The organism is Martelella lutilitoris (assembly GCF_016598595.1).
GTDB classification, from domain to species: domain Bacteria; phylum Pseudomonadota; class Alphaproteobacteria; order Rhizobiales; family Rhizobiaceae; genus Martelella; species Martelella lutilitoris_A.
The window spans coordinates 2,728,261-2,747,798 of sequence record NZ_CP066786.1 but is presented as its reverse complement, the minus strand read 5'-3'; the positions used below and the strand labels follow the sequence as shown (position 1 = coordinate 2,747,798).

General features: G+C 63.3%; 22 protein-coding genes. 13 read left to right on the top strand and 9 right to left on the bottom strand.

Translation table 11 applies throughout. From position 1 onward, the window contains the following. Positions 1-9 precede the first annotated feature (9 nt). Positions 10-1,281: a hypothetical protein gene (locus JET14_RS13040; protein ID WP_200334055.1), complete on the top strand. Its 1,272-nt coding sequence runs from the start codon at positions 10-12 to the stop codon at positions 1,279-1,281. 452 nt (positions 1,282-1,733) lie between these two features. Here the strand turns inward: JET14_RS13040 and msrB are convergent, their stop codons facing one another. Beyond that, positions 1,734-2,147: a peptide-methionine (R)-S-oxide reductase MsrB gene (msrB, locus tag JET14_RS13035; protein WP_246750633.1), complete on the bottom strand. Its 414-nt coding sequence runs from the start codon at positions 2,145-2,147 to the stop codon at positions 1,734-1,736. A 249-nt stretch (positions 2,148-2,396) separates the two neighbouring features. Here msrB and JET14_RS13030 point away from each other — a divergent pair, with 249 nt between their 5' ends. From JET14_RS13030 to JET14_RS12985, 10 genes are all read left to right on the top strand, one after another. Continuing rightward, entirely contained in the window at positions 2,397-4,757 is a 2,361-nt protein-coding gene (locus tag JET14_RS13030; RefSeq protein ID WP_200334053.1) for a putative monovalent cation/H+ antiporter subunit A, read from the top strand. Further along, positions 4,754-5,173 (top strand): Na(+)/H(+) antiporter subunit B, encoded by a 420-nt coding sequence (locus JET14_RS13025; RefSeq protein WP_024707332.1) that lies wholly within the window; start codon positions 4,754-4,756, stop codon positions 5,171-5,173. The genes JET14_RS13030 and JET14_RS13025 overlap by 4 nt, the downstream gene beginning before the upstream one ends. After that, complete coding sequence (locus JET14_RS13020; RefSeq protein WP_200334052.1) at positions 5,173-5,550, top strand: Na+/H+ antiporter subunit C; 378 nt, start codon at positions 5,173-5,175, stop codon at positions 5,548-5,550. Before JET14_RS13025 ends, JET14_RS13020 begins: the two co-directional genes overlap by 1 nt. A 22-nt stretch (positions 5,551-5,572) precedes the next feature. Continuing rightward, on the top strand, positions 5,573-7,129 hold the full coding sequence (locus JET14_RS13015) for a Na+/H+ antiporter subunit D (protein ID WP_200334051.1): 1,557 nt from the start codon (positions 5,573-5,575) through the stop codon (positions 7,127-7,129). Continuing rightward, positions 7,130-7,606, top strand: a complete 477-nt coding sequence (locus tag JET14_RS13010) for a Na+/H+ antiporter subunit E (protein ID WP_246750310.1) — start codon at positions 7,130-7,132, stop codon at positions 7,604-7,606. It abuts the gene before it with no gap. Then, complete coding sequence (locus JET14_RS13005; protein WP_081725725.1) at positions 7,606-7,995, top strand: cation:proton antiporter; 390 nt, start codon at positions 7,606-7,608, stop codon at positions 7,993-7,995. Before JET14_RS13010 ends, JET14_RS13005 begins: the two co-directional genes overlap by 1 nt. A gap of 5 nt (positions 7,996-8,000) precedes the next feature. Beyond that, entirely contained in the window at positions 8,001-8,339 is a 339-nt protein-coding gene (gene mnhG, locus JET14_RS13000; protein WP_200334050.1) for a monovalent cation/H(+) antiporter subunit G, read from the top strand. A 376-nt stretch (positions 8,340-8,715) separates the two neighbouring features. Beyond that, a complete protein-coding gene (locus JET14_RS12995; RefSeq protein WP_200334049.1) occupies positions 8,716-9,138 on the top strand; it encodes a MucR family transcriptional regulator in 423 nt (140 codons plus the stop codon). Between the two features lie 323 nt (positions 9,139-9,461). Next, positions 9,462-9,884, top strand: a complete 423-nt coding sequence (locus JET14_RS12990) for a helix-turn-helix domain-containing protein (protein ID WP_246750309.1) — start codon at positions 9,462-9,464, stop codon at positions 9,882-9,884. Further along, positions 9,877-10,401: a DUF6456 domain-containing protein gene (locus JET14_RS12985; RefSeq protein WP_200334047.1), complete on the top strand. Its 525-nt coding sequence runs from the start codon at positions 9,877-9,879 to the stop codon at positions 10,399-10,401. The genes JET14_RS12990 and JET14_RS12985 overlap by 8 nt, the downstream gene beginning before the upstream one ends. Before the next feature lie 32 nt (positions 10,402-10,433). Here the strand turns inward: JET14_RS12985 and JET14_RS12980 are convergent, their stop codons facing one another. Together JET14_RS12980 and JET14_RS12975 are read right to left on the bottom strand one after the other, a co-directional pair. Beyond that, positions 10,434-10,856, bottom strand: a complete 423-nt coding sequence (locus JET14_RS12980) for a SufE family protein (protein ID WP_200334045.1) — start codon at positions 10,854-10,856, stop codon at positions 10,434-10,436. A gap of 75 nt (positions 10,857-10,931) precedes the next feature. Next, the gene (locus JET14_RS12975; RefSeq protein WP_200334044.1) at positions 10,932-11,477 is read right to left on the bottom strand and encodes a DUF5330 domain-containing protein; all 546 of its coding nucleotides are present in this window, start codon (positions 11,475-11,477) and stop codon (positions 10,932-10,934) included. Between the two features lie 369 nt (positions 11,478-11,846). Here JET14_RS12975 and JET14_RS12970 point away from each other — a divergent pair, with 369 nt between their 5' ends. Next, positions 11,847-12,770, top strand: coding sequence for a peptidoglycan-binding domain-containing protein (locus tag JET14_RS12970; RefSeq protein WP_200334043.1), 924 nt, complete (start codon positions 11,847-11,849; stop codon positions 12,768-12,770). 23 nt (positions 12,771-12,793) lie between these two features. Beyond that, positions 12,794-13,138: a DUF1491 family protein gene (locus JET14_RS12965; RefSeq protein ID WP_200334042.1), complete on the top strand. Its 345-nt coding sequence runs from the start codon at positions 12,794-12,796 to the stop codon at positions 13,136-13,138. 4 nt (positions 13,139-13,142) lie between these two features. On the opposite strand, the gene JET14_RS12960 is transcribed toward JET14_RS12965, so the two are convergent. The 6 genes from JET14_RS12960 to JET14_RS12935 form a co-directional block, all read right to left on the bottom strand. Then, positions 13,143-14,138 carry a hypothetical protein gene (locus tag JET14_RS12960; RefSeq protein WP_200334041.1) on the bottom strand — a complete coding sequence of 332 codons (996 nt, stop codon included), beginning with the start codon at positions 14,136-14,138 and terminating at the stop codon, positions 13,143-13,145. Positions 14,139-14,300: 162 nt separating this feature from the next. After that, entirely contained in the window at positions 14,301-15,059 is a 759-nt protein-coding gene (locus JET14_RS12955) for an ABC transporter ATP-binding protein (RefSeq protein ID WP_051423975.1), read from the bottom strand. Positions 15,060-15,067: 8 nt separating this feature from the next. After that, on the bottom strand, positions 15,068-15,835 hold the full coding sequence (locus JET14_RS12950) for an ABC transporter ATP-binding protein (protein WP_024706510.1): 768 nt from the start codon (positions 15,833-15,835) through the stop codon (positions 15,068-15,070). Positions 15,836-15,839: 4 nt separating this feature from the next. Next, on the bottom strand, positions 15,840-16,985 hold the full coding sequence (locus tag JET14_RS12945) for a branched-chain amino acid ABC transporter permease (protein WP_200334040.1): 1,146 nt from the start codon (positions 16,983-16,985) through the stop codon (positions 15,840-15,842). Positions 16,986-16,990: 5 nt separating this feature from the next. Beyond that, positions 16,991-18,007, bottom strand: a complete 1,017-nt coding sequence (locus JET14_RS12940; RefSeq protein ID WP_024706508.1) for a branched-chain amino acid ABC transporter permease — start codon at positions 18,005-18,007, stop codon at positions 16,991-16,993. 78 nt (positions 18,008-18,085) lie between these two features. Continuing rightward, positions 18,086-19,432: a substrate-binding protein gene (locus JET14_RS12935; protein ID WP_200334038.1), complete on the bottom strand. Its 1,347-nt coding sequence runs from the start codon at positions 19,430-19,432 to the stop codon at positions 18,086-18,088. Positions 19,433-19,538 lie beyond the last annotated feature (106 nt).

Below are 19,538 nucleotides of genomic sequence, written 5' to 3'. Positions count from 1 at the left end.
GGGACGACGTTGAGACGCGCGACGCATGAAAGCATTGTCCTGATCGGCGGCGAGGGCGCCGTGGCCCAGACGCTCACGGCGATGTTGAGCGGCTGGTCGGTCGGGTTCTTCCAGGCCGACTTCTCCGACAGCGAGACCACCATGGCGGCGGTCAACGCCGCAAGCCTCATCCTGGTGGCCGTCGATGACGACGCGCCGGGGCCGGCGCTGGCCTGCTGCGGCATCCTCAAGGAACATGATTCGGGCGTCAGCGCGCCCGTCGCCCTCGTGACGCCGGAGCGGGCGGACGCCACGCTCAGGCTCGCCGCGCTGCGCGCCGGCGCCGATGACGTGATCGGGCTTGAACACAATCTGGCAACGGCGGCCGCGCGAATTTCCGCTCTCCTGCGGTTCCGGACGTTGCAGAGCGAGGCGGGCGCATTTGCCGAGGCCTGGCCCTCTGCCCCGCGCGCCGCCGCCGTGCCGGACGAGACGGTGCGGGTGCTGATCGTTGCCGAGGATCCGGCGATGCGCCGGGACCTTCTGAAGAGCATGCTTTCGCTGACGACCACGGTTGCCACCGGCAATCTGCGGGAGGCGCTCTACCTGGCTTCCAGCCAGAGCTTCGACCTCGTGCTTGTCCATGGCGGGCCTGTGCTCGCCGACGGCCTCAGGATCTGCGGCCAGCTCCGCTGTGTGCCGGGCATGCGTTTCGTGCCGCTGTTCGCGCTCAGCGAACCGGGCGGGCTCGCCGATATTTCCGGCGACGCCGCGCGCAGCGCCGATGACTGCATGGCATGGCCGGGCGAGACCGGCGAGCTGATCCTGCGGGCGCTTCTGCATCTGCGCCGCAAGCGCTTTGTCGAGGCGCTCGGCACGGCGATCGATGATCTTGCCGAGGCGCCGGAAACGGTCGAGAGCGATACCGGGCTCTTGGCGCCGGAGCGTTTCGCAACGACGCTCAACGCGCTGAAGCGCGAGGCCTCGACCGCCGGCGCGCCGCTCTATATGGGCGTTGTCCGCGTGCCGGAGGATGAAAGCGGCGCACGGGCGGAAGCCGTCGCGGCGCTGATCCGCTATCACCTGAGCGGGCGGGATGCGGCAAGCCGCGTGGAAGATGGGCTCTTCGCCATTCTCTACCCCGACCGTCGCCGCGACGACGCCGAACAGGCGATTGCGGCGCTGCGCCAGCGTCTCGATGCCAATCTCGCCAGGCTTCTGGGGGAGGGGGTGCAGGACGCCTATCAGCCGGCCGTTGATCCTGCCCTTGCCATCCGCACCGCGCTGACGGAAGTAAACTGAAGCAGCGCAAAGCCGTTGCGAAGAAATCCGCCGTCTGATCTTCCTGGCGTTTCGCGCCCGCCGGCGCTGCGGCGCAGCGCGTTTCGGCTGCGGCAAGCAGTCGCCCGGTTTTCGGCCGTCCGGTAAATCCTGTATAAATGCTTGGCCGTTAACCATGAAAGCGCCGGTTTCGGGCGAAAACATCGAAAATCGGTTGATTATTATTTCAGAGCGTACAAAATTGATGAAACTGCCTTTGGCAGTTGCCCCATGATGCTCAGGTCCGCCGCATCTCCTGGTCTCGTGGGGTCGGTCGGCTGATTGGCGACGGGATTCCTCGTGCCCGCGGCAATCAGCCGGCCGCTCTTCATGTTAGCGCTTTCTTTTTCTCTTTCGCGGGAACGCGCGCTCCTGACGCGCCGCGCGCCGGGCCACATGCGCCGGCCCCGAAAGGCCGACGGCACCTGCGGCCCTCAGCCTTCGTCCGGGACGAAATGCATGGCATGGCCGTTCATGCAGTAGCGCAGGCCGGTCGGGGGAGGGCCGTCGGGAAAGACATGACCGAGATGACCGCCGCAACTGGCGCAGCGGATTTCCGTGCGGATCATGCCGTGGGAAACATCGCGCAATTCGGTGACGACGCCGGGCGCGACCGGCTCGAAAAAGCTCGGCCAGCCGCAGCCGGCGTCAAACTTGGTGTCCGAGCGGAACAGCGCGGTCTCACAGCCGGCGCAATAGTAGGTACCTGATTCGAAACTGTTCCAGTACGGGCCGGTGAAGGGCCGCTCGGTGCCTTGCTCGCGCAGGATATGGTACTGTTCCGGGGTCAGTTCTTCACGCCATTGTGAATCGGACAGCGTTTTTTTCTGTTTATTGCTCTGGGTCAATGTCGCGCTCCGGATTGTTTTACCGTTTAATGGGATCGCCCGCCGTCTTACTTGGGTTTCCGGGCGAGAAAAAGCAATGGCTTGCGTCCGCTCGATGTCACGCAAGTGATGAAACCTGTGGTGCGTCATTTCGCGGATGCGAAAAGGCGCCGATCGCTCTTGAGCCGGTGCTTTTCTTGTCGTAACACGTCTGTTGTCTGTACTATTTACCCGTCCGGCTTGTATATTGTCAGTTTTTTTGGAGACGCCATGACCGCCAGTGAAACGGCTCTTGTTCTTTTGGCCTTGTGCTTGCCTTTTCTGGGCGCGGTTCTTTCTCCGATACTCTACCGTATCTTCAAGTCGAGTGCGCCGTGGCTTCTTGCCCTTGTCCCGCTGTTCTCGCTCATCCAGTTCATCCGCCTCGTGCCGAGGATCGGCGAAGGCGCGGTGCTGACCGGCGGCTATGACTGGGTGCCGAGCCTCGGGCTTCGCTTTTCCTTCCTGCTGGACGGCCTGTCGCTGACCTTCGCGATCCTGATCACCGGCATCGGCACGATGATCATTCTCTACGCCGGCGGTTACATGAAGGGCCATGCCCAGCAGGCGCGGTTCGTGTCCTTCATGTTCCTGTTCATGGGGTCGATGCTGGGCGTGGTGATTTCCGACGGCCTCTTGATGCTGTTCGTCTTCTGGGAGCTGACCTCGATCACCTCCTTCCTGCTGATCGGCTTCGACAATGAGAAGGAAGCCTCGCGCCGCGCCGCGATCCAGGCGCTGGTGGTGACCGGCGGCGGCGGTCTCCTGCTGCTGGCCGGCGTGCTGCTGATCCAGCACATCACCGGCGCTTCCTCGCTTTCGGCGCTGTTTGCGACCGGCAATGTGCTGCGTGACAGCCCGCTCTATCTCGCAGCCTTCATTCTCGTGCTCGGCGGGGCGTTCACGAAGTCGGCGCAATTTCCGTTCCATTTCTGGCTGCCGAACGCGATGGAGGCGCCGACGCCGGTTTCCGCCTATCTGCATTCGGCCACCATGGTGAAGGCCGGCGTCTATCTTCTGATGCGGCTGAACCCGGTGATGGGCGATACCGCGCTCTGGACCATCGTTCTGCCGGTCTTCGGCGCGGCGACGCTGATCGTCGGCACGCTGCTCGCCATCCGCCAGACCGACCTGAAGCTGATGCTGGCCTATACGACGGTCTCCTCGCTCGGCCTGATGGTGATGATGACGGGCATGGACATTCCGCACGCCGCGGAAGGCGCGGTGCTCTATCTGATCGCCCATTCGCTGTTCAAGGGCGGGTTGTTCATGGTCGCGGGCCTGATCGACCACGAGACCGGAACCCGCGACCTGACGAAACTCGGCGGTCTGGCGAAGGCGATGCCGATCACCTTTGCCGCCGGTCTTGCCGGCGCGATCTCCATGGGCGGCCTGCCGCCCTTCGTCGGCTTTCTGGCCAAGGAGGGGATCTACGAGGCGCTGGCCGCCGGCAGCCTTTATGCGACGGTCTTCCTGTTGATCGCGATCCTCGGCAATGCGCTGATGTTCGCCGTCGGCTTCGGCGTCGGGCTGAAGCCCTTTATCGGCGAAAAGACCGAGACGCCAAAACATGCGCATGAAGGGCCGATGCTGATGTGGCTCGGGCCGATCGTTCTTGGCGCCACGGCTTTTCTCGCGGCCGTCTTCGCCCATTTCTTCAACAGCCATTTCTCCGGCCCGATGGCCTCGGCCGTTGCCGGCGAAGAGGTCGAGATTCACCTTTCGCTGATCCCGCATATCGGCGTTCCGCTTGCGCTTTCTGTTCTGACGGTGATCATCGCGCTTGTCGTCTACTGGCGTCTTTCCGAAGCGCGGGCGGCGATGGCCGGCATGTTTGCCCGGCTCGGTCCCGGGCCGGATGCCTGGTTCGACAGTTTTATGCGCGGTATTGTGCGTCTGTCCTTCAAGGTCACGCAGACGGTGCAGCCCGGGCGGCTTGAATTCTATATCACCGCGACCTTCTGCATCATCGCGGCGGTGCTGCTGGTGTCGCTGGTTTCCTTCGGCGAACTGCCGCAATGGCCCGGCCTGCCGGAGGGTTTCCTGCTCGGCCACTGGGTCATCATCGCCCTTGCCGTCGTCGGCCTGCTCGCGGTGATCAATGCCCACAACAGGCTGACGGCGATCGTCACGCTCGGCATACAGGGCTTTTCCGTCGCGGTGCTGTTCCTGCTGCTCGGCGCGCCGGACCTCTCCTTCACCCAGTTCATGGTCGAAACGCTATCGGTCGTGATCCTGACCCTGGTGATGACGCGGCTCAACCTTGCGCCCTCGGATCATCGCGCGCTCGGACAGAAGGTCTTTGACGGCGCGGTGGCATGCCTTTGCGGGCTCGGTTTCGCCCTGCTTTTGATGCGCGTCACCCAGGTGCCGTTCAACGACAGCCTGACGGCATTCTTCAATGCCTATTCGAAGGTGATCGCCCACGGCCAGAACGTCGTCAACGTCATCATCGTCGACTTCCGCGGAACGGATACGCTGGGCGAGATCGCCGTGGTGATGATCACCGGTCTTGCCATTCTGGCGCTGATCCGCGTGCGGTCCGACCGGGCAAAGGCCACCCCCGTCGCCAAACAGGAGAAGGCACAATGAACACGCTGATCTTTCGCACCGCCGCGCCGTTCCTCTCGGCGCTGATGATGCTGTTTTCGATCTTCGTTCTTCTGCGCGGCCACAACGCGCCAGGCGGCGGCTTCATCGGCGGGCTGATCGCTGCCTCCGCGATCGCGATCTTCGGCATCGCCTCGGGGGTCTCGGCGGTGCGCCGGGCGATCCATTTCCATCCGATGTCGATTGCCGGCGCGGGATTGCTGCTCTCGACGCTGTCGGGCTTCATCTCGATCTTCGCCCAGGTGCCGTTCATGACGGCGCACTGGATCTATCCGGTGATCTTCGGCGTCGAGGTGCCGATCTCCACGGTCACGACTTTCGATATCGGCGTCTATCTGGTGGTTTTCGGATCGATTTCCTCGATCTTCCTGGCGCTTGAAGAAAAGGACCACGCCTGATGGAATTCGTGCTTTCCTGTCTTGTCGGACTGTTCTTCGCCGCCGCGATCTATCTGATGCTGTCGCGCCACAGCGTCCGGATCATGCTCGGCATCGCCATTCTCGGCAATGCGGTCAACCTTCTGATCTTCACCGCCGGACGGATCTCCGGCCTGGTGCCGCCGATCATTCCGAAGACCATGGAGACGCTGCCTGCCGGCACGGCCAATCCGCTTCCCCAGGCGCTGATCCTGACGGCGATCGTGATCTCCTTTTCGTTCTTCGCCTTCCTGCTGGTCCTCACCTACCGCGCGTATCAGGACCTCAACACCGATGACACCGACGACATGCGGGCCGCCGAACCCAAGGACCAGCCCATGCCGCCGCTCGGCTACTGAACAAGGACCAGAAAACACCCTCATGGCCGCTTCGTCCTCCGCCCATTCCGTCGACCTGTCGCTGGCGCTGACCATGGAACCGTCAACGCTGACGGACTGGCTCGTCATTCTGCCGGTCGCCATCTGCATTACGGTCGGCGCCTTGCTGATGCTGATCCGCAAGCACACCGTCTGGCATCCGATCATCGCCATTCCCGCCCTTGTCCTTCTGGTGGTCGTGGACTGCCTTCTGGTCTACGCCGTCTCGACCCAGGGACCGATCACCATGGTCGCCGGCCGCTGGCTGCCGCCGTTCGGCATTGCCTTTTCCGCCGACCTTCTGGGCGCCCTTTTTGCCCTTGCCGCAGGCATTGCCGGGCTTGCCGGCGCGATCTTCGCGCTCGGCGATATTCGCGCGAGCGGCAGGCGCTACGGCTTTTATCCCTTTCTTCTGCTGCTGATGGCCGGCGTCTCCGGCGCGTTCCTGACCGGGGACATCTTCAACCTCTATGTCTGGTTCGAGGTCCTGCTGATCTCCTCCTTCGGCCTGCTGATTCTGGGGTCGTCCCACGAACAGCTTGACGGGGCGATGAAATATGCGGTTCTGAACCTGATCGGCACGACGCTGTTCCTGATCGCGGTCGCCTATACCTACGCCGTGTTCGGCACGCTCAATATGGCCGATATCGCCATGCGGGCGCGGGCTGCGCCGATGCTGCCGACGGCGACGATCGGCGCGCTTTTCGTTGTGGCCTTCGGCATGAAGGCGGCGGCGTTCCCGGTCAATTTCTGGCTGCCCGCTTCCTATCACACGCCGCGCACGGTGGTCTCCGGCCTTTTCGGCGGGCTTTTGACCAAGGTCGGCGTCTATGCCCTCCTGCGAGTGATGGTGATGATCCTGCCGGCCGACCTTGAAAGCCTTGGCGCGCTCGTCTCGATCAGCGCCTTTCTCACCATGGTGCTTGCCGGTCTCGGCGCGATCGCCCAGCATGATATCCGCCGCACGGTCGGCTATGTGGTGATCGTCGGCATCGGCAATATCTTTGCCGGCGTGGCCGTCGGCGGGATTTCGGGCCTGGAGGGCGCGCTTGTCTATGCGCTTCACTCGATGATCCTGATGACGGCGCTCTATTTCATCGTCGGTCTTGCCGGAAAGCTTGCGGGCGGATTTTCGCTGAACGCGATCGGCGGGCTTTACCGCAGCAATCCGGCCTTTGCGGGCTTAAGCCTTGCCGCCTTTTTCGCCGCCGCGGGCCTGCCGCCGTTCTCCGGCTTCTGGCCGAAGGCGCTGCTGGTCCGGGCGACGCTCGGTGACGGACAGTGGTGGCTGGCCTTCGCCATTCTTTTCGCCGGCTTCTGCACCACGATCGCGCTGGGGCGTGTCTTTCTTCTGGCCTATTGGCGGCCCGCCGCCGCGGCGCCCGCAGCCAGGGTCCGCTTGACGCTGTCGGAAAGCCTGCCGGTGGTGGGGCTGATGGCCCTCGTCGTGGCCTTCGGCGTCTATCCCGAGCCGCTGCTTGCGATCGCCACGCGCGCCATCGAGGGGCTTCTTGCGCCCGAGGCCTATTTCATGTCGGTCTTTCCCGGGGGAGCGTCCTAGATGTCATCCATGCTGCTCTTGAACCTTGTTCTGGCCATTGTCTGGGTTGCCGTCACCGGCAGCGCCTCGCTGCACAACCTCGTCTTCGGTTTTGTCATCGGCGCCATCTCCGTCGGCCTCGTGCGCCACCAACTCGGCGGAACGGGCTATTTCTCGCGGGCAAGGCGCGTCACCGCGCTGTTCCTGGTGTTCCTATATGACCTGATGAAGTCGGCCTGGTCGGTCGCAAGACTCGTCTGCTCGCCGCGCATGGAGGTGAAGCCGGGCATCCTGCGCTTCGAACTCTCGCTCGAGAAGGATTTCGAGATCGTGCTTCTCGCCAACATGATCACGCTGACGCCCGGCACGCTGACCGTCGATGTTTCCGACGACAAAAAATATCTCTTCATCCATGCCATCGACTGTTCCGATCCGGACGGCATTCGCCGCGACATCGCCAACGGTTTCGAGAAGAAGATCAGGGAGGCCTTCGCCTGATGACGCCTGATATGATCGTTTCAGCCGCCGCCGACATCTCGATCGGCATCCTCTCGCTGGCGCTTATCCTGACCGCCGTGAGGGTGGTGAGGGGGCCGACCCTGCCGGACCGCGTTCTGTCGCTCGACATGCTGGTGGCGGTCGCCATTGGCTTTATCGTCGTCATAGCCATTCGTTCCGGTTTCACGCTCTACATCGATATCGCCATTGCCCTCGGCCTCGTGGGTTTCCTGGCAACCGTGGCCTTTGCCCGCTTCATCCGCTCGAGCGCCATGCGCGACGAGACCGAAACCGGGTTTCAGGTCAAGCCGCACCCGATGGCCTATGATTCGGGAAGCAGCGGGGAGGACGTTCCGGTTGTCTCCGCCGACGAAACGAAGAAGGAATAAGCCGTATGGACTATGTTGTCGCCCTGTTCGTCTCGTTCCTGATGCTGGCCGGCGCGCTGTTCACGCTGACGGCGGCCATCGGCGTTCTGCGTCTACCCGACCTCTACACGCGCATGCATGCGGCCTCGAAGGCGGGCACGGTCGGCTCGGGACTGATCTTTCTGGCCATCGGTTTTCATTCCGCCGAGATCGCGACTTTCGTGCGGGCCTTCGCCGGCATCGCCTTTTTCGTGCTGACGGCGCCGATTTCCGCGCATCTCCTCGCCCGCGCCGCGCATGAGGTGGGCTATCCGCTGCATGAAAAAACCGTGCAGGATGAGCTCCAGAGTAGTGAAGAGGTTTAGTTGCGCGGTAATCTTGCCTGGCTGCTCGCCAAGTATAAGAAAAAGTGCGCGGGACTCAATCAAAGTTCCTATAACTTTTCATAATCGGCATTATTTTTTAAACAATGTAACTTTACTTTTCTGTGTAGAGTGGTATTTGCTGCCGTGAGCATGAACAGAAAGCTCTTGCTGGAATAGAAAACAAAACTGTCTCTACGTCGATGCGGGCGCGGCCTTGTTCGGTAGACGGCCGTTCTCCCGAAGCTAAACGTACCCCACGCTTCGAAGCAATCGCCGACGGTTCGGAATGTCTGTCCGGACATTGTCGTCGTTTCGGCTCCTGGCGGGAACGTTGGCGGTGGGGTCGAAGACGAACAGAAAAGAATAGGAGTGAAGAATGACGGAAGCTGCGGTCGAACAGGATACCCAGAACCTCGTTGAACTGACGGCCGATATTGTCGCGGCCTATGTCAGCAATCATGTGGTCCAGACCACGGATCTGCCGGGTCTGATCCGCGAAGTGCACGCCGCGCTGAGCAATACGGCCCGTCCGCAGGAAAGCGTCCCGGCTGCCGAAAAGCAGAAGCCGGCGGTTTCCGTGCGCAAGTCGATCAGCGGCGATCATCTTGTCTGCCTCGAATGCGGCGGAACCTTCAAATCGCTGAAGCGCCACCTGATGACCCATCACGACCTGACGCCCGACGCCTATCGCGAGAAATGGGACCTGCCGGTCGACTATCCGATGGTCGCGCCCTCCTATGCCGAGGCTCGCTCGCGGCTTGCAAAGGAGATGGGGCTCGGCCAGCGCCGCAAGCGCTGAGCCGCCGCTCCGGGTCGGAGTCCCGCAAGCGCTCCGGGTCCCGCAGGAGATTTATATCTTGATGCCAGCCGCGAATGCGCGCTGGCATTTTTTTATGCAAGCGCTGTCAGCTTCCTGCGCCGGGATATCCGACATACACGCATTAAGGGTATATTCATATTCGCTCCCGTAAAAGGACCCGGTTGATCAAAGTAGGAAAAAAGTCCTAAGATTGACCAAAATTCAGCAATAAAAACAGATGGGCGACTGCACAGAAACCCGCCTTCCGTCCCCGTCGTGCCGACAGGTGCAAGAATATAATCCTATTTTAGCCGGGAGATGACATGAACGAGTACAAAGCAGAATCCACAGCGCCCTTCCAGCAGGCCTTTGTCCACCAGGTCGCCGGGGCGTGGTCATTCGAACGCGCCGGCCAGATGGCGGATATTCGCACCGCGTGCCGCATTGTTCTCCTGATCACCAGGGAGATGGCGCAGGTCGCCGGCGATCGCGTCTCGCTCAAGGCTGACCGTCGCCGGTCGGTCTCCCATTTCCGGCAGATCGCCATGTATGTCTGCCACGTCACGCTGCAATTGTCGCTGAGCGAGATCGGGGCGGCTTTCGGCCGGGACCGGACGACGGTTGCCTATTCCTGTCGGGTGATCGAGGACCGCCGGGACGACCGCGCCTTCGACGAGTTCATCGCCTCGGTGGAACGGCTTGCCTATTCCGTCGTCGTTGCGGCGGGAGTGCGGGAAAATGCATGAGCGGAGGGCGGCGGCGATGACGGACGCGCGGACGGGCGAGAAGACGCCTCTTGAGATGCTGGCCCGCCTGAAGGGGCGCGATGGCGGCCGGTTTCTCCCGCAGGTCGCCCATGACGCGGGCGAGCGGTTGTTTTCGGATTTCAACCGGGCGCAGATGCAGCCCAGGATCACGGCCTCGCTTCAGCCGCGGCTGGAAAGCCGCGCGCGCGCGATGCGGGCTGACGCCGCCGGACTGTCCGACAGCGCGCTTGACGCGCGCCGGCGCGTCGGCCGCGCGCTCCTCTCCGTCGGTCCGGAGCTGGCCGACGTTCTGCTCGATTTCGTCTGTTTCGAAAAAGGCCTGGAACAGATGGAGCGGGAACGGCAATGGCCCGTGCGCTCGGCGAAGCTGATGGTCCGCACCGCGCTTCTGGCGCTTGCCCGCCACTACGCCCCGCCTCCGCCGCGGCGGGCCATCCGCCACTGGGGCGGCGAGGGCTACCGGCCCGAAATCGCGGCGATGTTTGCCGAGGAGTGAGGCGCCGCAGAAGGCGGCCGCCGGAAGCGGCGTCAGGCGGGAAGCGCCGCGGCTGCCGTTTCCCGGATCTTCGCCACCATGGCATTGAGGCCGTTGGCGCGCTGGGCGGAGAGGTTTTCAACGAGCCCGATCCGCCGGAAGATGTTGATCGCATCCGTTCCCGCGATCACCGAGGCCTTCTCGCCGGAATAGACGGTCAGCACGATCGACACCAGGCCGCGCACGATGAAGGCGTCCGAATCGCCGCGAAACCGGATCACCGGATCCGCGCCTTCGTCTTCTTCGCTGACAAGCCAGACCTGGCTGGCGCAGCCATGGACGCGGTTCTCCTCGGTTTTTTCCTCCTCCGCCATGTCGGGGAGTTCCTTGCCGAGTTCGATCACATAGCGGTAGCGGTCTTCCCAGTCGTCCAGGAATGAAAAATCGTCGATGATCTGCTCGAGTTTCTCGTTCATGAGGCGCCTCTTGTCTTCTGTTGCGCTCCATATAGGCCGATCGGCCTGCGAATGAAACGGGGGCGGGGCCGATTGTCAGCGCGGGCGGCGCGTTGGCAGCGGCACGTTCTCCGGCAGGCCCGATATGCGCTCCGGTTGAACGGCGGGGGCCGGGGTCGGTGGCGCGGGCGCGATTTCGGGTTCCGGCGTGATGGCGCCGGTGCGGATGAGGTCGGTCGGCGTTTCGGCGGGCTCGGCCATGCGTTCGACGACCGTCACCTCGGCTGCGGGCTGTTCCGGACGCGTGGTTTTCCGCGCCTGCTGCGGCGCGGGGGCCGTTTCATCCTCGGCGAAATGCGCGCCGAGATAGAGGTAGACGATTTCCGCCCCCTGCCGCGCCCGCCGGCCGAGAAAACCCAGCAGGCCTGCGCCGTCATCACAAACCTCCGGCCGCTCCTCGCACATGCCGCTCATATAGTCGATCGTGCCGCGGGCTGCGGAAACGGCGCTGCCGATGTCACGGCCGCTCGGCAGCACGGCCTCGTTGCGCGTGACCTTGTCGCCCAGCAGCAGGGGCGCGAAGAACGGCACGATCAGCAGCAGCACGAAGATCATGAATGCCGATTTCAGCAGAAATCTCATCGATGTCCTTGCCCGTTTCAGGGTTTCGCCTCGCGTGTCCGGGCGGCCACGCGCTTGATTGCTATCATAGGACGGTAAATGAGCCGCTAAAAGGGCCGGCGGCTGTTGACGCCCGCCGCGCCGGCCGGGGCGGTTTTTTTGGGGAGCGTCCTGATTTATGACGCAAAAACAGGTGTATGGCGCAAGACCGGAGCAAGGCTCGTTCTCGTTCCTGTTACAGGGCATTAACCATGTTGGCCGTTTTTGCCGCTTTTGCGCCGATTTGTCGTCTGGCCGCGGGCCTTTCGTTCCATTACCCTTCATTAAGCCGTGCGGCGTAATTTGGCGCCGACGACCCGAGGTTGCAAACGACTGACAGAGTGATGATGAATGGCGAAGGCTAGGAAGACCAGACGCAGCAAGAAGAAGACGCCCTCGCTCATCGGGCGCGGCGCCTCGGCCGTCGGGGCCTTTGTCGCGCGCCACCCGTCATGGGTCGGCGGGCCGCTGGTCTTCGGCATCGTCCTCAGCTTCGTTTCCGCCAATGCGCTCTGGTACCAGCCGGGCCCGCATCCCGAACCGCTGATGAAGACGCGCCAGCCCGCAGACCCCTATGCGGTTCCCGGACGCCGGATGGCGAGCGAGGAGGATTTCGAGACCTTCAGGATCGAACTCGAAGGCGAGGGGAATAGCGGACCGGTCGAGGTCGCTTCGCTTGAGCGCGATGACGGCGGCGACGATCTGATGGCGATCCTGCAGGCGGTCGAGAAAGAGCCACCGGCGACAGCCGCCCGGTCGCAGGCCGAGCCGCAGGCTCAGCCGGCGGTTGTCGATGACCGCGAGATCATCCGTCAGGTTCAGGAACAGCTTGCCGCCGCCGGCTATTACAAGGGCAAGCCCGACGGCGTGACCGGGCCGCTGACAGAGGCCGCGGTGAAAGCCTTTCAGGCTGATCAGGGGCTGGCGGAGACCGGCATTGCCGATGCGGGTCTTCTCGCTATCCTCAAGGGCGATGACGGCGGACTGCCGCCAGTGCCGACGCCGCGCGCGGCAACGAAGGCGGGCGCGGGCTCTGTCGATCCGGTGGCCGCGCTTCTGGCGTCAGACGAACCCGCTCCGGCCGCCGATGCCCTGGTCGTCGAGATCCAGCGCGGCCTCGTCAACATCGCCTATGACGACGTGACGGTCGACGGCGTGGCCGGCGCCAATACCCGCGCGGCGATCCTGGAGTTCCAGAAGCATTATCGCCTGCCGGAAACCGGCGAGCCGAGCCCGGCCGTACGCGACAAGCTTGCGGAAATCGGCGCGCTCTGACCGCCTGAGAAGAGAGCCTGGCCATGCGCCTCAAATCGGAAATCTTTGTTTCGGCCCTGGTGCGCCGGGTTTTCGCCAATGGCGATTTTGCCGTTGTGGAGCGCAAGGGCGCGGCCGATGCCGGCGCGATCGCGATCCGTCAGGTGCTTCGGGACGGACAGGAATGCCTGTTCATGCCGGCGCCGCAGTTTTTTTCCGCCGAGAGCGGTGAAGACCGGCTGTTCGAGCAGCGTCTGGACAGGGTCCCGGCCGCCGATGTTGCGGCGCGGCTTGAGAAGGAAATCCGTTTCGACGGCGATCTGTGGGTCGTGGTTCTGGAGACGGAGAGCGTCGAGGGGCTTTTTGCCGTGGCCAGCGACGGCGTGTGAGAGATCAGGCCGAGCGGCGGTTCTGCCTGCGCGGGGCATCCTTGGCGGCAGCCGCCTCTTCCTCGGCGCGCCGGTTCTGCCATGCCAGCAGTTCCTCGATGCAGGCCGCCGGCTTCAGCGCGTCGACCAGACGTTCCGCCGCTTCATCGGCGGGCATCTGCGCCGTCGAAAGTCCCGGCGCGACGCGCGGCAGGACATAGAGCGTATCATCCCTGTTCATGCCGAGCGCGACCAGTCCGACGGCGAGACGTCGTCCGCTTTCTTCCGACAGGATGTCTGCGGCCAGCACCCGGTCGCCGCCGAGTGCGCGGGCGAAGGTCTCGAGAAACAGCGTGCCTTCGCCGCGGCGGGCAAAGCGCACCAGAAGGGCGGTCTGCAGTTCGGAGAGCGTCGACAGGCCCAGGCGGTCCTCGACTTCGCTGCCGGCCTTCGCCGCCATGGCCTTCAGCGTCTGGCGCAGCGCTTCGCTCTCGTCGCGATAGCCTGAGCGCACGTCGAAATTGCCGTCCGGCGTCTCGTCTTCCTCGGGGCGGTGGCAGCCGATCAGCGCCTGGATGACCTTCTGCGACAGGTCGGCGCGATGAATGATCGCGCGAATATGCTCCTCGCCCATGGTCTCGATCAGCCGCGTCAGGGTCTCGTCGCAGAGCGCCGGCGAGCGGGCGAGGAAGGGAGCGGAGATGGCGATTTCCTGCGTGCCGATATAATGGCAGATCTCCTGCGGGACATGGGGATTGCCGGAAAGGGCGGCGACGGCCTGTCGACGGGCCTCCGGCGTGGACGCTTCATAGACCGGCGGAAACAGCTCGATAAAACGGCGACGCTCGGCGGCACTCGGTTTTTCCAGAGCGCCGAAGCTCGAGACCGTTGCCATCAGCACGACGTCGAGCTTGCGTGTATTTTTCAGCCCTTCAAGTTCCCGGTAACGATCGACCAAGGCCGTACTCCCCGACGAGATCTCCGGCAGCTTGTGCCGGGCGATGCCGTTCTTCTTTGTCACGCCGGGATGTCGAAAAAGCGGCAGTCGCTCTCTCGCCCGACGCATGGATGTCTTCAATCTGACAAGAAGTTAGGGGGAAATCGTTAGAAAGATGTTAACCATAGAAGAAAGCGGGAATTGACCGGCGGAAGAAGCGATTCCCGCCGCCGGTCCGATAGACGATCAGATCGCCAGATATTCCTCGCGCAGTTCCGCATTGTCGAGCACGTCCTGGGCGCTGCCGGAAAAGACCACCTGTCCGGTATCCATAATGACGGCGCGGTCGGAGAGCCTCAAGGCGGCAACGGCGTTCTGCTCGACGATGATGGTGGTGATGCCGAGATCGCGGATCTGGCGGACGATTTTTTCGATCTCCTGCACGATGACGGGCGCGAGGCCTTCATAAGGCTCGTCGAGGAAGAGGATCTTGATCTTGCGGGCAAGAGCGCGGGCGACGGCCAGCATCTGCTGTTCGCCGCCCGACAGCGTCACCGCTTCCTGGTTGCGGCGTTCGGCCAGGCGGGGAAAGCGATCGTAGATCTCTTCGATGGACCAGCCCTTTTCGCCGGCGACCTGTGCCAGAACAAGGTTTTCCTCCACGGAGAGACCGCCGATGATCCGCCGGTCTTCCGGCACAAGTTGGACGCCGGAAAGCGCTGCCTGGAAGGCTTTCTTCTTGTGAAGCGGTTCGCCGTCGAGCCAGATCTCTCCCTGGCTGAGCGCCGGATTGTCGAGGCGGGCGAGCGTTCTGAGCGTTGTCGTCTTGCCGGCGCCGTTGCGGCCGAGGAGGGACAGGACCTCGCCTTTCCTGATATCGAAGGACACGCCCTGCACGATATAGCTTTCGCCGTACCAGGCATGAATGTCGCGAACCGACAGGAATGCATCATTGACTGTTTCCGACACTGCGATCTGCTCCCCGGCGAGATTGCCTTTCTCCATGACCATGTTCATTCGTGGGCCTCCCCGAGATAGGCTTCCCTGACCTTCGGATTGCCGCGCACCTGATCGGGTGAACCTTCGGCGATGATGCGCCCCTGGGCAAGCACGGAGATCTTGTCGGCGAGCGAAAAGACGACATGCATGTCATGTTCGATGATGACCTTGGTCATTCCGCGGGCCTTGATCCGCTGCAGGAGTTCGATGGTCATGTTCGTGTCGTGGCGAGCCATGCCGGCCGTCGGTTCGTCGAGCAGCAGAAGCTTCGGCTTCTGGATCAGGCACATGGCGAGTTCCAGCCGGCGCTTGTCGCCGCGCGACAGCGAGCCCGCCTCATGATGGCGGCGGGCGGAAAGCCCGATATCCTCCAGCATGAATTCGGCTTCCTCGCGGATTTCCTTTTCCCCGGAAAGCGCCTTGACCGCGTTCAGCCTGAAGGCGCCGTCGCGGCGGGCAAAGGCCGGGATCATGACGTTTTCGATCAGGCTCAGGTCCGGGAAGATTTCCGGGGTCTGGAACACGCGCGAGACGCCCATCTGGTTGATCTCGTGCGGTTCGTGCTCGTTGAGCGTCTGCCCGGCGAAGACGACCCTGCCGTGGCTTGGTTTGATCCGACCGATACAGACGTTGAGCAGGGTCGATTTGCCGGCGCCGTTCGGACCGATAATGGCGTGGACCTTGCCGCTTTCGACCTCGAGATTGACATCTGAGAGGGCGCGCAGGCCGCCGAAGCTCTTGTGGACGTCGTCAACGTGCAGGACGATGTTGTTGTCTGCCATGGGTTTACTCCGCTGGCTGGATTTTGGCGGCGGATTGCGCCTTGCGGCCGCCGCCGCCGCCCGAGAAGCGGGCGCGAAGGCGTTTGACGCCCTCCATGATGCCGCCGGGCAGGAAAATGACGATCGCCATGAAGATGAGGCCGAGCGTCAGGTGCCAGCCGTCGCCGACGAAGAGCGACAGGAGCCCGACGAGCGGGGTCTCGATCGCGTCCGGCAGGGCCGACAGCGCGCTGTGGAGCGCTGCGTCGTTGAACGAGGAGAAGATGTTTTCGAAATACTTGATCACCACCGCGCCGATGACCGGGCCGAGCAGGGTGCCGACGCCGCCGAGAATGGTCATCAGCACGACTTCGCCGGACGCCGTCCACTGCATGCGCTCAGCGCCCGCCAGCGGGTCGGTGACGGCCATCAGCGCGCCGGCGAGGCCGGCGAACATGCCGGAGATGATGAAGGCGGAGCGCAGGTAGGGGCGCGTGTTGAAGCCGGTATACATCATCCGGTTCTGGTTGGATTTGACCGCCTTCAGCATCATGCCGAAGGGCGAGCGGAAGATCCTCAGCGTGATGAAGAAGCAGACCAGAAGGGCGATGGCGCAGAAATAGAACCCGGCATAGCCCTGGAGCTGGATGCCGAAGAAATCCGGCGATGGCAGGCCCTCGGTCGGGGCGAGGAACATGCGGTCGATGATGCGCGGATCGCTCTGCGAAAGCTGCAGGCCGGTCTCGCCGTTGGTGATCGGGGTCAGCACCGAATAGGCGAGATTGTAGCTCATCTGCGCGAAGGCGAGCGTCAGGATCGAGAAATAGATGCCCGAGCGGCGCAGGCTGACATAGCCGATGAGGGCCGCGAACAGGCCCGAGCAGATGACGGCGAAGAGGATGGCCGGAATGGCGTTCATGGTGAAAAGCTTGAACGACCAGACGGCGGCATAAGAGCCGACGCCGAGGAAGGCCGCGTGGCCGAAGGAGAGATAGCCGGTCAGCCCGAACAGGATGTTGAAGCCGATGGCGAAGATCCCGAAGATCGCGAATTTCTGCAAGAGCGCCGGGTAGGCGGCGCCGAGCGGCAGGAACAGGATGGGCGCCAGGAGCACGATCGCCGAGAAGACGATGTAGAGCAGCCAGTCGTTGCGCGAGAGATTGGCAAACATGCGGATTAGTCCTCCATCACGCCGCGGCGGCCCATCAGCCCGCGCGGCATGGTCAAGAGAATGATGACGGCAACGAGGTAGATGATCACCTGGTCGATACCGGGAATGATGGATTTCACCTCGTTCATCGAGGCGAAGGATTGCAGGATGCCCAGCGTGAAACCGGCAACGATGGCGCCCGGCAGCGAGCCCATGCCGCCGACGACGACCACGACGAAGCTCAGCACCAGGAAATCCATGCCGAGGTGATAGTTCGGCGGCAGGATCGGCGTGTACATGACGCCGGCGAGGCCCGCCACGACGGCGGCGATGCCGAAGACCACGGTGAAGCGTTTCTCGATGTCGATGCCGAGCAGGCCGACGGTCTCCCGGTCACGCATGCCGGCGCGCACCACCATGCCGTAGGTGGTGAATTGCAGGAAGGCGAAGACGGCGCCGATGACGAGGGCTGCAAACAGGAAGTAGATCAGCCGCCACCAGGGATAGACGATGAAGGCGTCGGCCATGCCGAACCACGCGGCGATATTTGCCGTTCCGGCGAAGACGTCTGGCGCGGACTGGGGCACGGGATTGGCGCCGTAGATCTTCTTGATGATCTCCTGCAGCACGATGGCCAGCCCGAAGGTCACCAGGATCTGGTCGGCATGGGGGCGCTTGTAGAAGAAGCGGATCAATCCGCGTTCCATGACGAGCCCGATCAGGAGCATGACGGGAATGGCGAGCAGGATGGAGAGCGGCACGGACCAGTTGATCATCGCCGCGCCGAAATCGCCGAAGGCGTATTCCATGTAGGGCACCGGGCGCGGCGCGAACAGCGCGCCCTCGGCCTTGGGCGGCTGGACCGGCCAGGTCAGAAGCGCGTTGAAGGTGACGGCGCAGAAGGCACCGAGCATGAAGAGGGCGCCATGGGCGAAGTTGACGACGCCGAGCGTGCCGAAAACCAGAGTGAGGCCAAGGGCGATCAGCGAATAGGCTGCGCCCTTGTCGAGGCCGTTCAGAAACTGAATGATGATGGCGTCCATTGACCGCGTTTCCACTGTTGCCGGAAAGGGCCGGGCGTTTCGAAAACGCCCGGCCTGAATTTCAGCGATTGTTCGTTCTCAGCAGGTCTTGGCCGTGTCCGGGCCGAGTTCGCCGCCGAAGATCGCCGGGTCGTATTCGACATCGGCACGGGGAACGACCTTGACGACCTTCAGCAGGTCGAACTCGCTCTGCGGATCGGGATTGCCGCGCACGACGAGCACATCCTTCATGCACTGGTGGTCCGCGGCGCGGTAAAGCGTCGGGCCGTTGCCCATGCCGTCGAACTCGAACCCTTCCAGCGCCTTGATGACTTCCGGCGCGAAGAAGGTGCCGGCGCGCTCCACGGCGTCGCCATAGAGCAGGGCCTGGACGTAGCAGGTGTGGGCTGCCTGGGACGGCGGGAAGCCGTATTCCGCGCCGAAGGACTTGACGAAGGCCTGGCTGGCATCATCGCTGAGCGACCAGTTCCAGTTGGCCGAACCGAGAATGTTCTTGGCCGCATCGCCTGCGCCGCGGGCCATCAGGCGGGAGAACAGCGGAACGACGATCTCGAAATTCTTGCCGTTGACCTGCTTGTCCTTGAGGCCGAACTGGACGGCCTGGGTCAGCGAATTGACCATGTCGCCGCCATAGTGGTTGAGGATCAGCACATCGGCGCCGGAATTGAGGACCGGGGTGATGTACTGCGAGAAGTCGCCGGCGCCGACCGGCGTCTTGACGGTCTGGACCGTTTCCCAGCCAAGGCCCTCGGTCGCGTTCTTGATCGATTCTTCCTGCGTCCAGCCCCAGGTATAGTCAGCCGTCAGGTGGTAGGCGCGGCGATCGGAGCCATATTCCTGCTGGAGCACGGGGGCGAGCGCCTCGCCCGACTGGTAGGCGTTGAAGAAGTGGCGGAAGCCGTAGCGGCGCTTGTCCTTGCCGGTCGTGTCGTTGGAGTGGGTGAGGCCGGCCATGAAGATGACGCCCATGTCCTGGCAGAGGCTCTGCACGGCAACGGCAACGCCCGAGGACGAGCCGCCGGTAATCATCACCGCGCCTTCCTTCTCGATCATGCGCTTGGCGCTGTCGCGGGCGGCATCGGACTTGGTCTGGGTGTCGCCCGTGACATAGTTGACCTTCTTGCCGAGAATGCCGTTGCCCTTCAGAGCCTTGGACGAGAAGGTGGCGAGCATGCCGCCGTCGCCCTCGCCGTTCAGGTGTTTGGCGGCGAGCATCAGCGCCTTCATCTCGTCGGCGCCCTCATCGGCGTAGGGGCCGGTCTGCGGCACGTTGAAGCCGAGCGTGACGGTGCTGCCGGTCGGCATGTTGCAGGACATGTCCTGCGCATAGGCCCCGCGCACGAAATGCATGGGGGCGGCCAGCGTGACGCCGGCGGCCGCACCCGCCCTGAGCAGGCTGCGGCGGTTCATGATAAACTTTGACATCGGACTCCTCCCAAGTCGTCTGAATTGGCTGCGCGCTCCTCAGGGCGCAGAGGCGCTTTCCTCCAAAGCGCATGGGAGACAGTAACAAGCAGCCAAATTGTCGCAA

Coding starts and splice junctions, on each gene's coding strand:
- JET14_RS13030 (WP_200334053.1), top strand. CDS start 2,397: ATGACCGCCAGTGAAACGGCTCTTGTTCTTTTGGCCTTGTGCTTGCCT.
- JET14_RS13025 (WP_024707332.1), top strand. CDS start 4,754: ATGAACACGCTGATCTTTCGCACCGCCGCGCCGTTCCTCTCGGCGCTG.
- JET14_RS13020 (WP_200334052.1), top strand. CDS start 5,173: ATGGAATTCGTGCTTTCCTGTCTTGTCGGACTGTTCTTCGCCGCCGCG.
- JET14_RS13015 (WP_200334051.1), top strand. CDS start 5,573: ATGGCCGCTTCGTCCTCCGCCCATTCCGTCGACCTGTCGCTGGCGCTG.
- JET14_RS13010 (WP_246750310.1), top strand. CDS start 7,130: ATGTCATCCATGCTGCTCTTGAACCTTGTTCTGGCCATTGTCTGGGTT.
- JET14_RS13005 (WP_081725725.1), top strand. CDS start 7,606: ATGACGCCTGATATGATCGTTTCAGCCGCCGCCGACATCTCGATCGGC.
- mnhG (WP_200334050.1), top strand. CDS start 8,001: ATGGACTATGTTGTCGCCCTGTTCGTCTCGTTCCTGATGCTGGCCGGC.
- JET14_RS12995 (WP_200334049.1), top strand. CDS start 8,716: ATGACGGAAGCTGCGGTCGAACAGGATACCCAGAACCTCGTTGAACTG.
- JET14_RS12990 (WP_246750309.1), top strand. CDS start 9,462: ATGAACGAGTACAAAGCAGAATCCACAGCGCCCTTCCAGCAGGCCTTT.
- JET14_RS12985 (WP_200334047.1), top strand. CDS start 9,877: ATGCATGAGCGGAGGGCGGCGGCGATGACGGACGCGCGGACGGGCGAG.
- JET14_RS12980 (WP_200334045.1), bottom strand. CDS start 10,856: ATGAACGAGAAACTCGAGCAGATCATCGACGATTTTTCATTCCTGGAC.
- JET14_RS12975 (WP_200334044.1), bottom strand. CDS start 11,477: ATGAGATTTCTGCTGAAATCGGCATTCATGATCTTCGTGCTGCTGCTG.
- JET14_RS12970 (WP_200334043.1), top strand. CDS start 11,847: ATGGCGAAGGCTAGGAAGACCAGACGCAGCAAGAAGAAGACGCCCTCG.
- JET14_RS12965 (WP_200334042.1), top strand. CDS start 12,794: ATGCGCCTCAAATCGGAAATCTTTGTTTCGGCCCTGGTGCGCCGGGTT.
- JET14_RS12955 (WP_051423975.1), bottom strand. CDS start 15,059: ATGGAGAAAGGCAATCTCGCCGGGGAGCAGATCGCAGTGTCGGAAACA.
- JET14_RS12950 (WP_024706510.1), bottom strand. CDS start 15,835: ATGGCAGACAACAACATCGTCCTGCACGTTGACGACGTCCACAAGAGC.
- JET14_RS12945 (WP_200334040.1), bottom strand. CDS start 16,985: ATGTTTGCCAATCTCTCGCGCAACGACTGGCTGCTCTACATCGTCTTC.
- JET14_RS12940 (WP_024706508.1), bottom strand. CDS start 18,007: ATGGACGCCATCATCATTCAGTTTCTGAACGGCCTCGACAAGGGCGCA.
- JET14_RS12935 (WP_200334038.1), bottom strand. CDS start 19,432: ATGTCAAAGTTTATCATGAACCGCCGCAGCCTGCTCAGGGCGGGTGCG.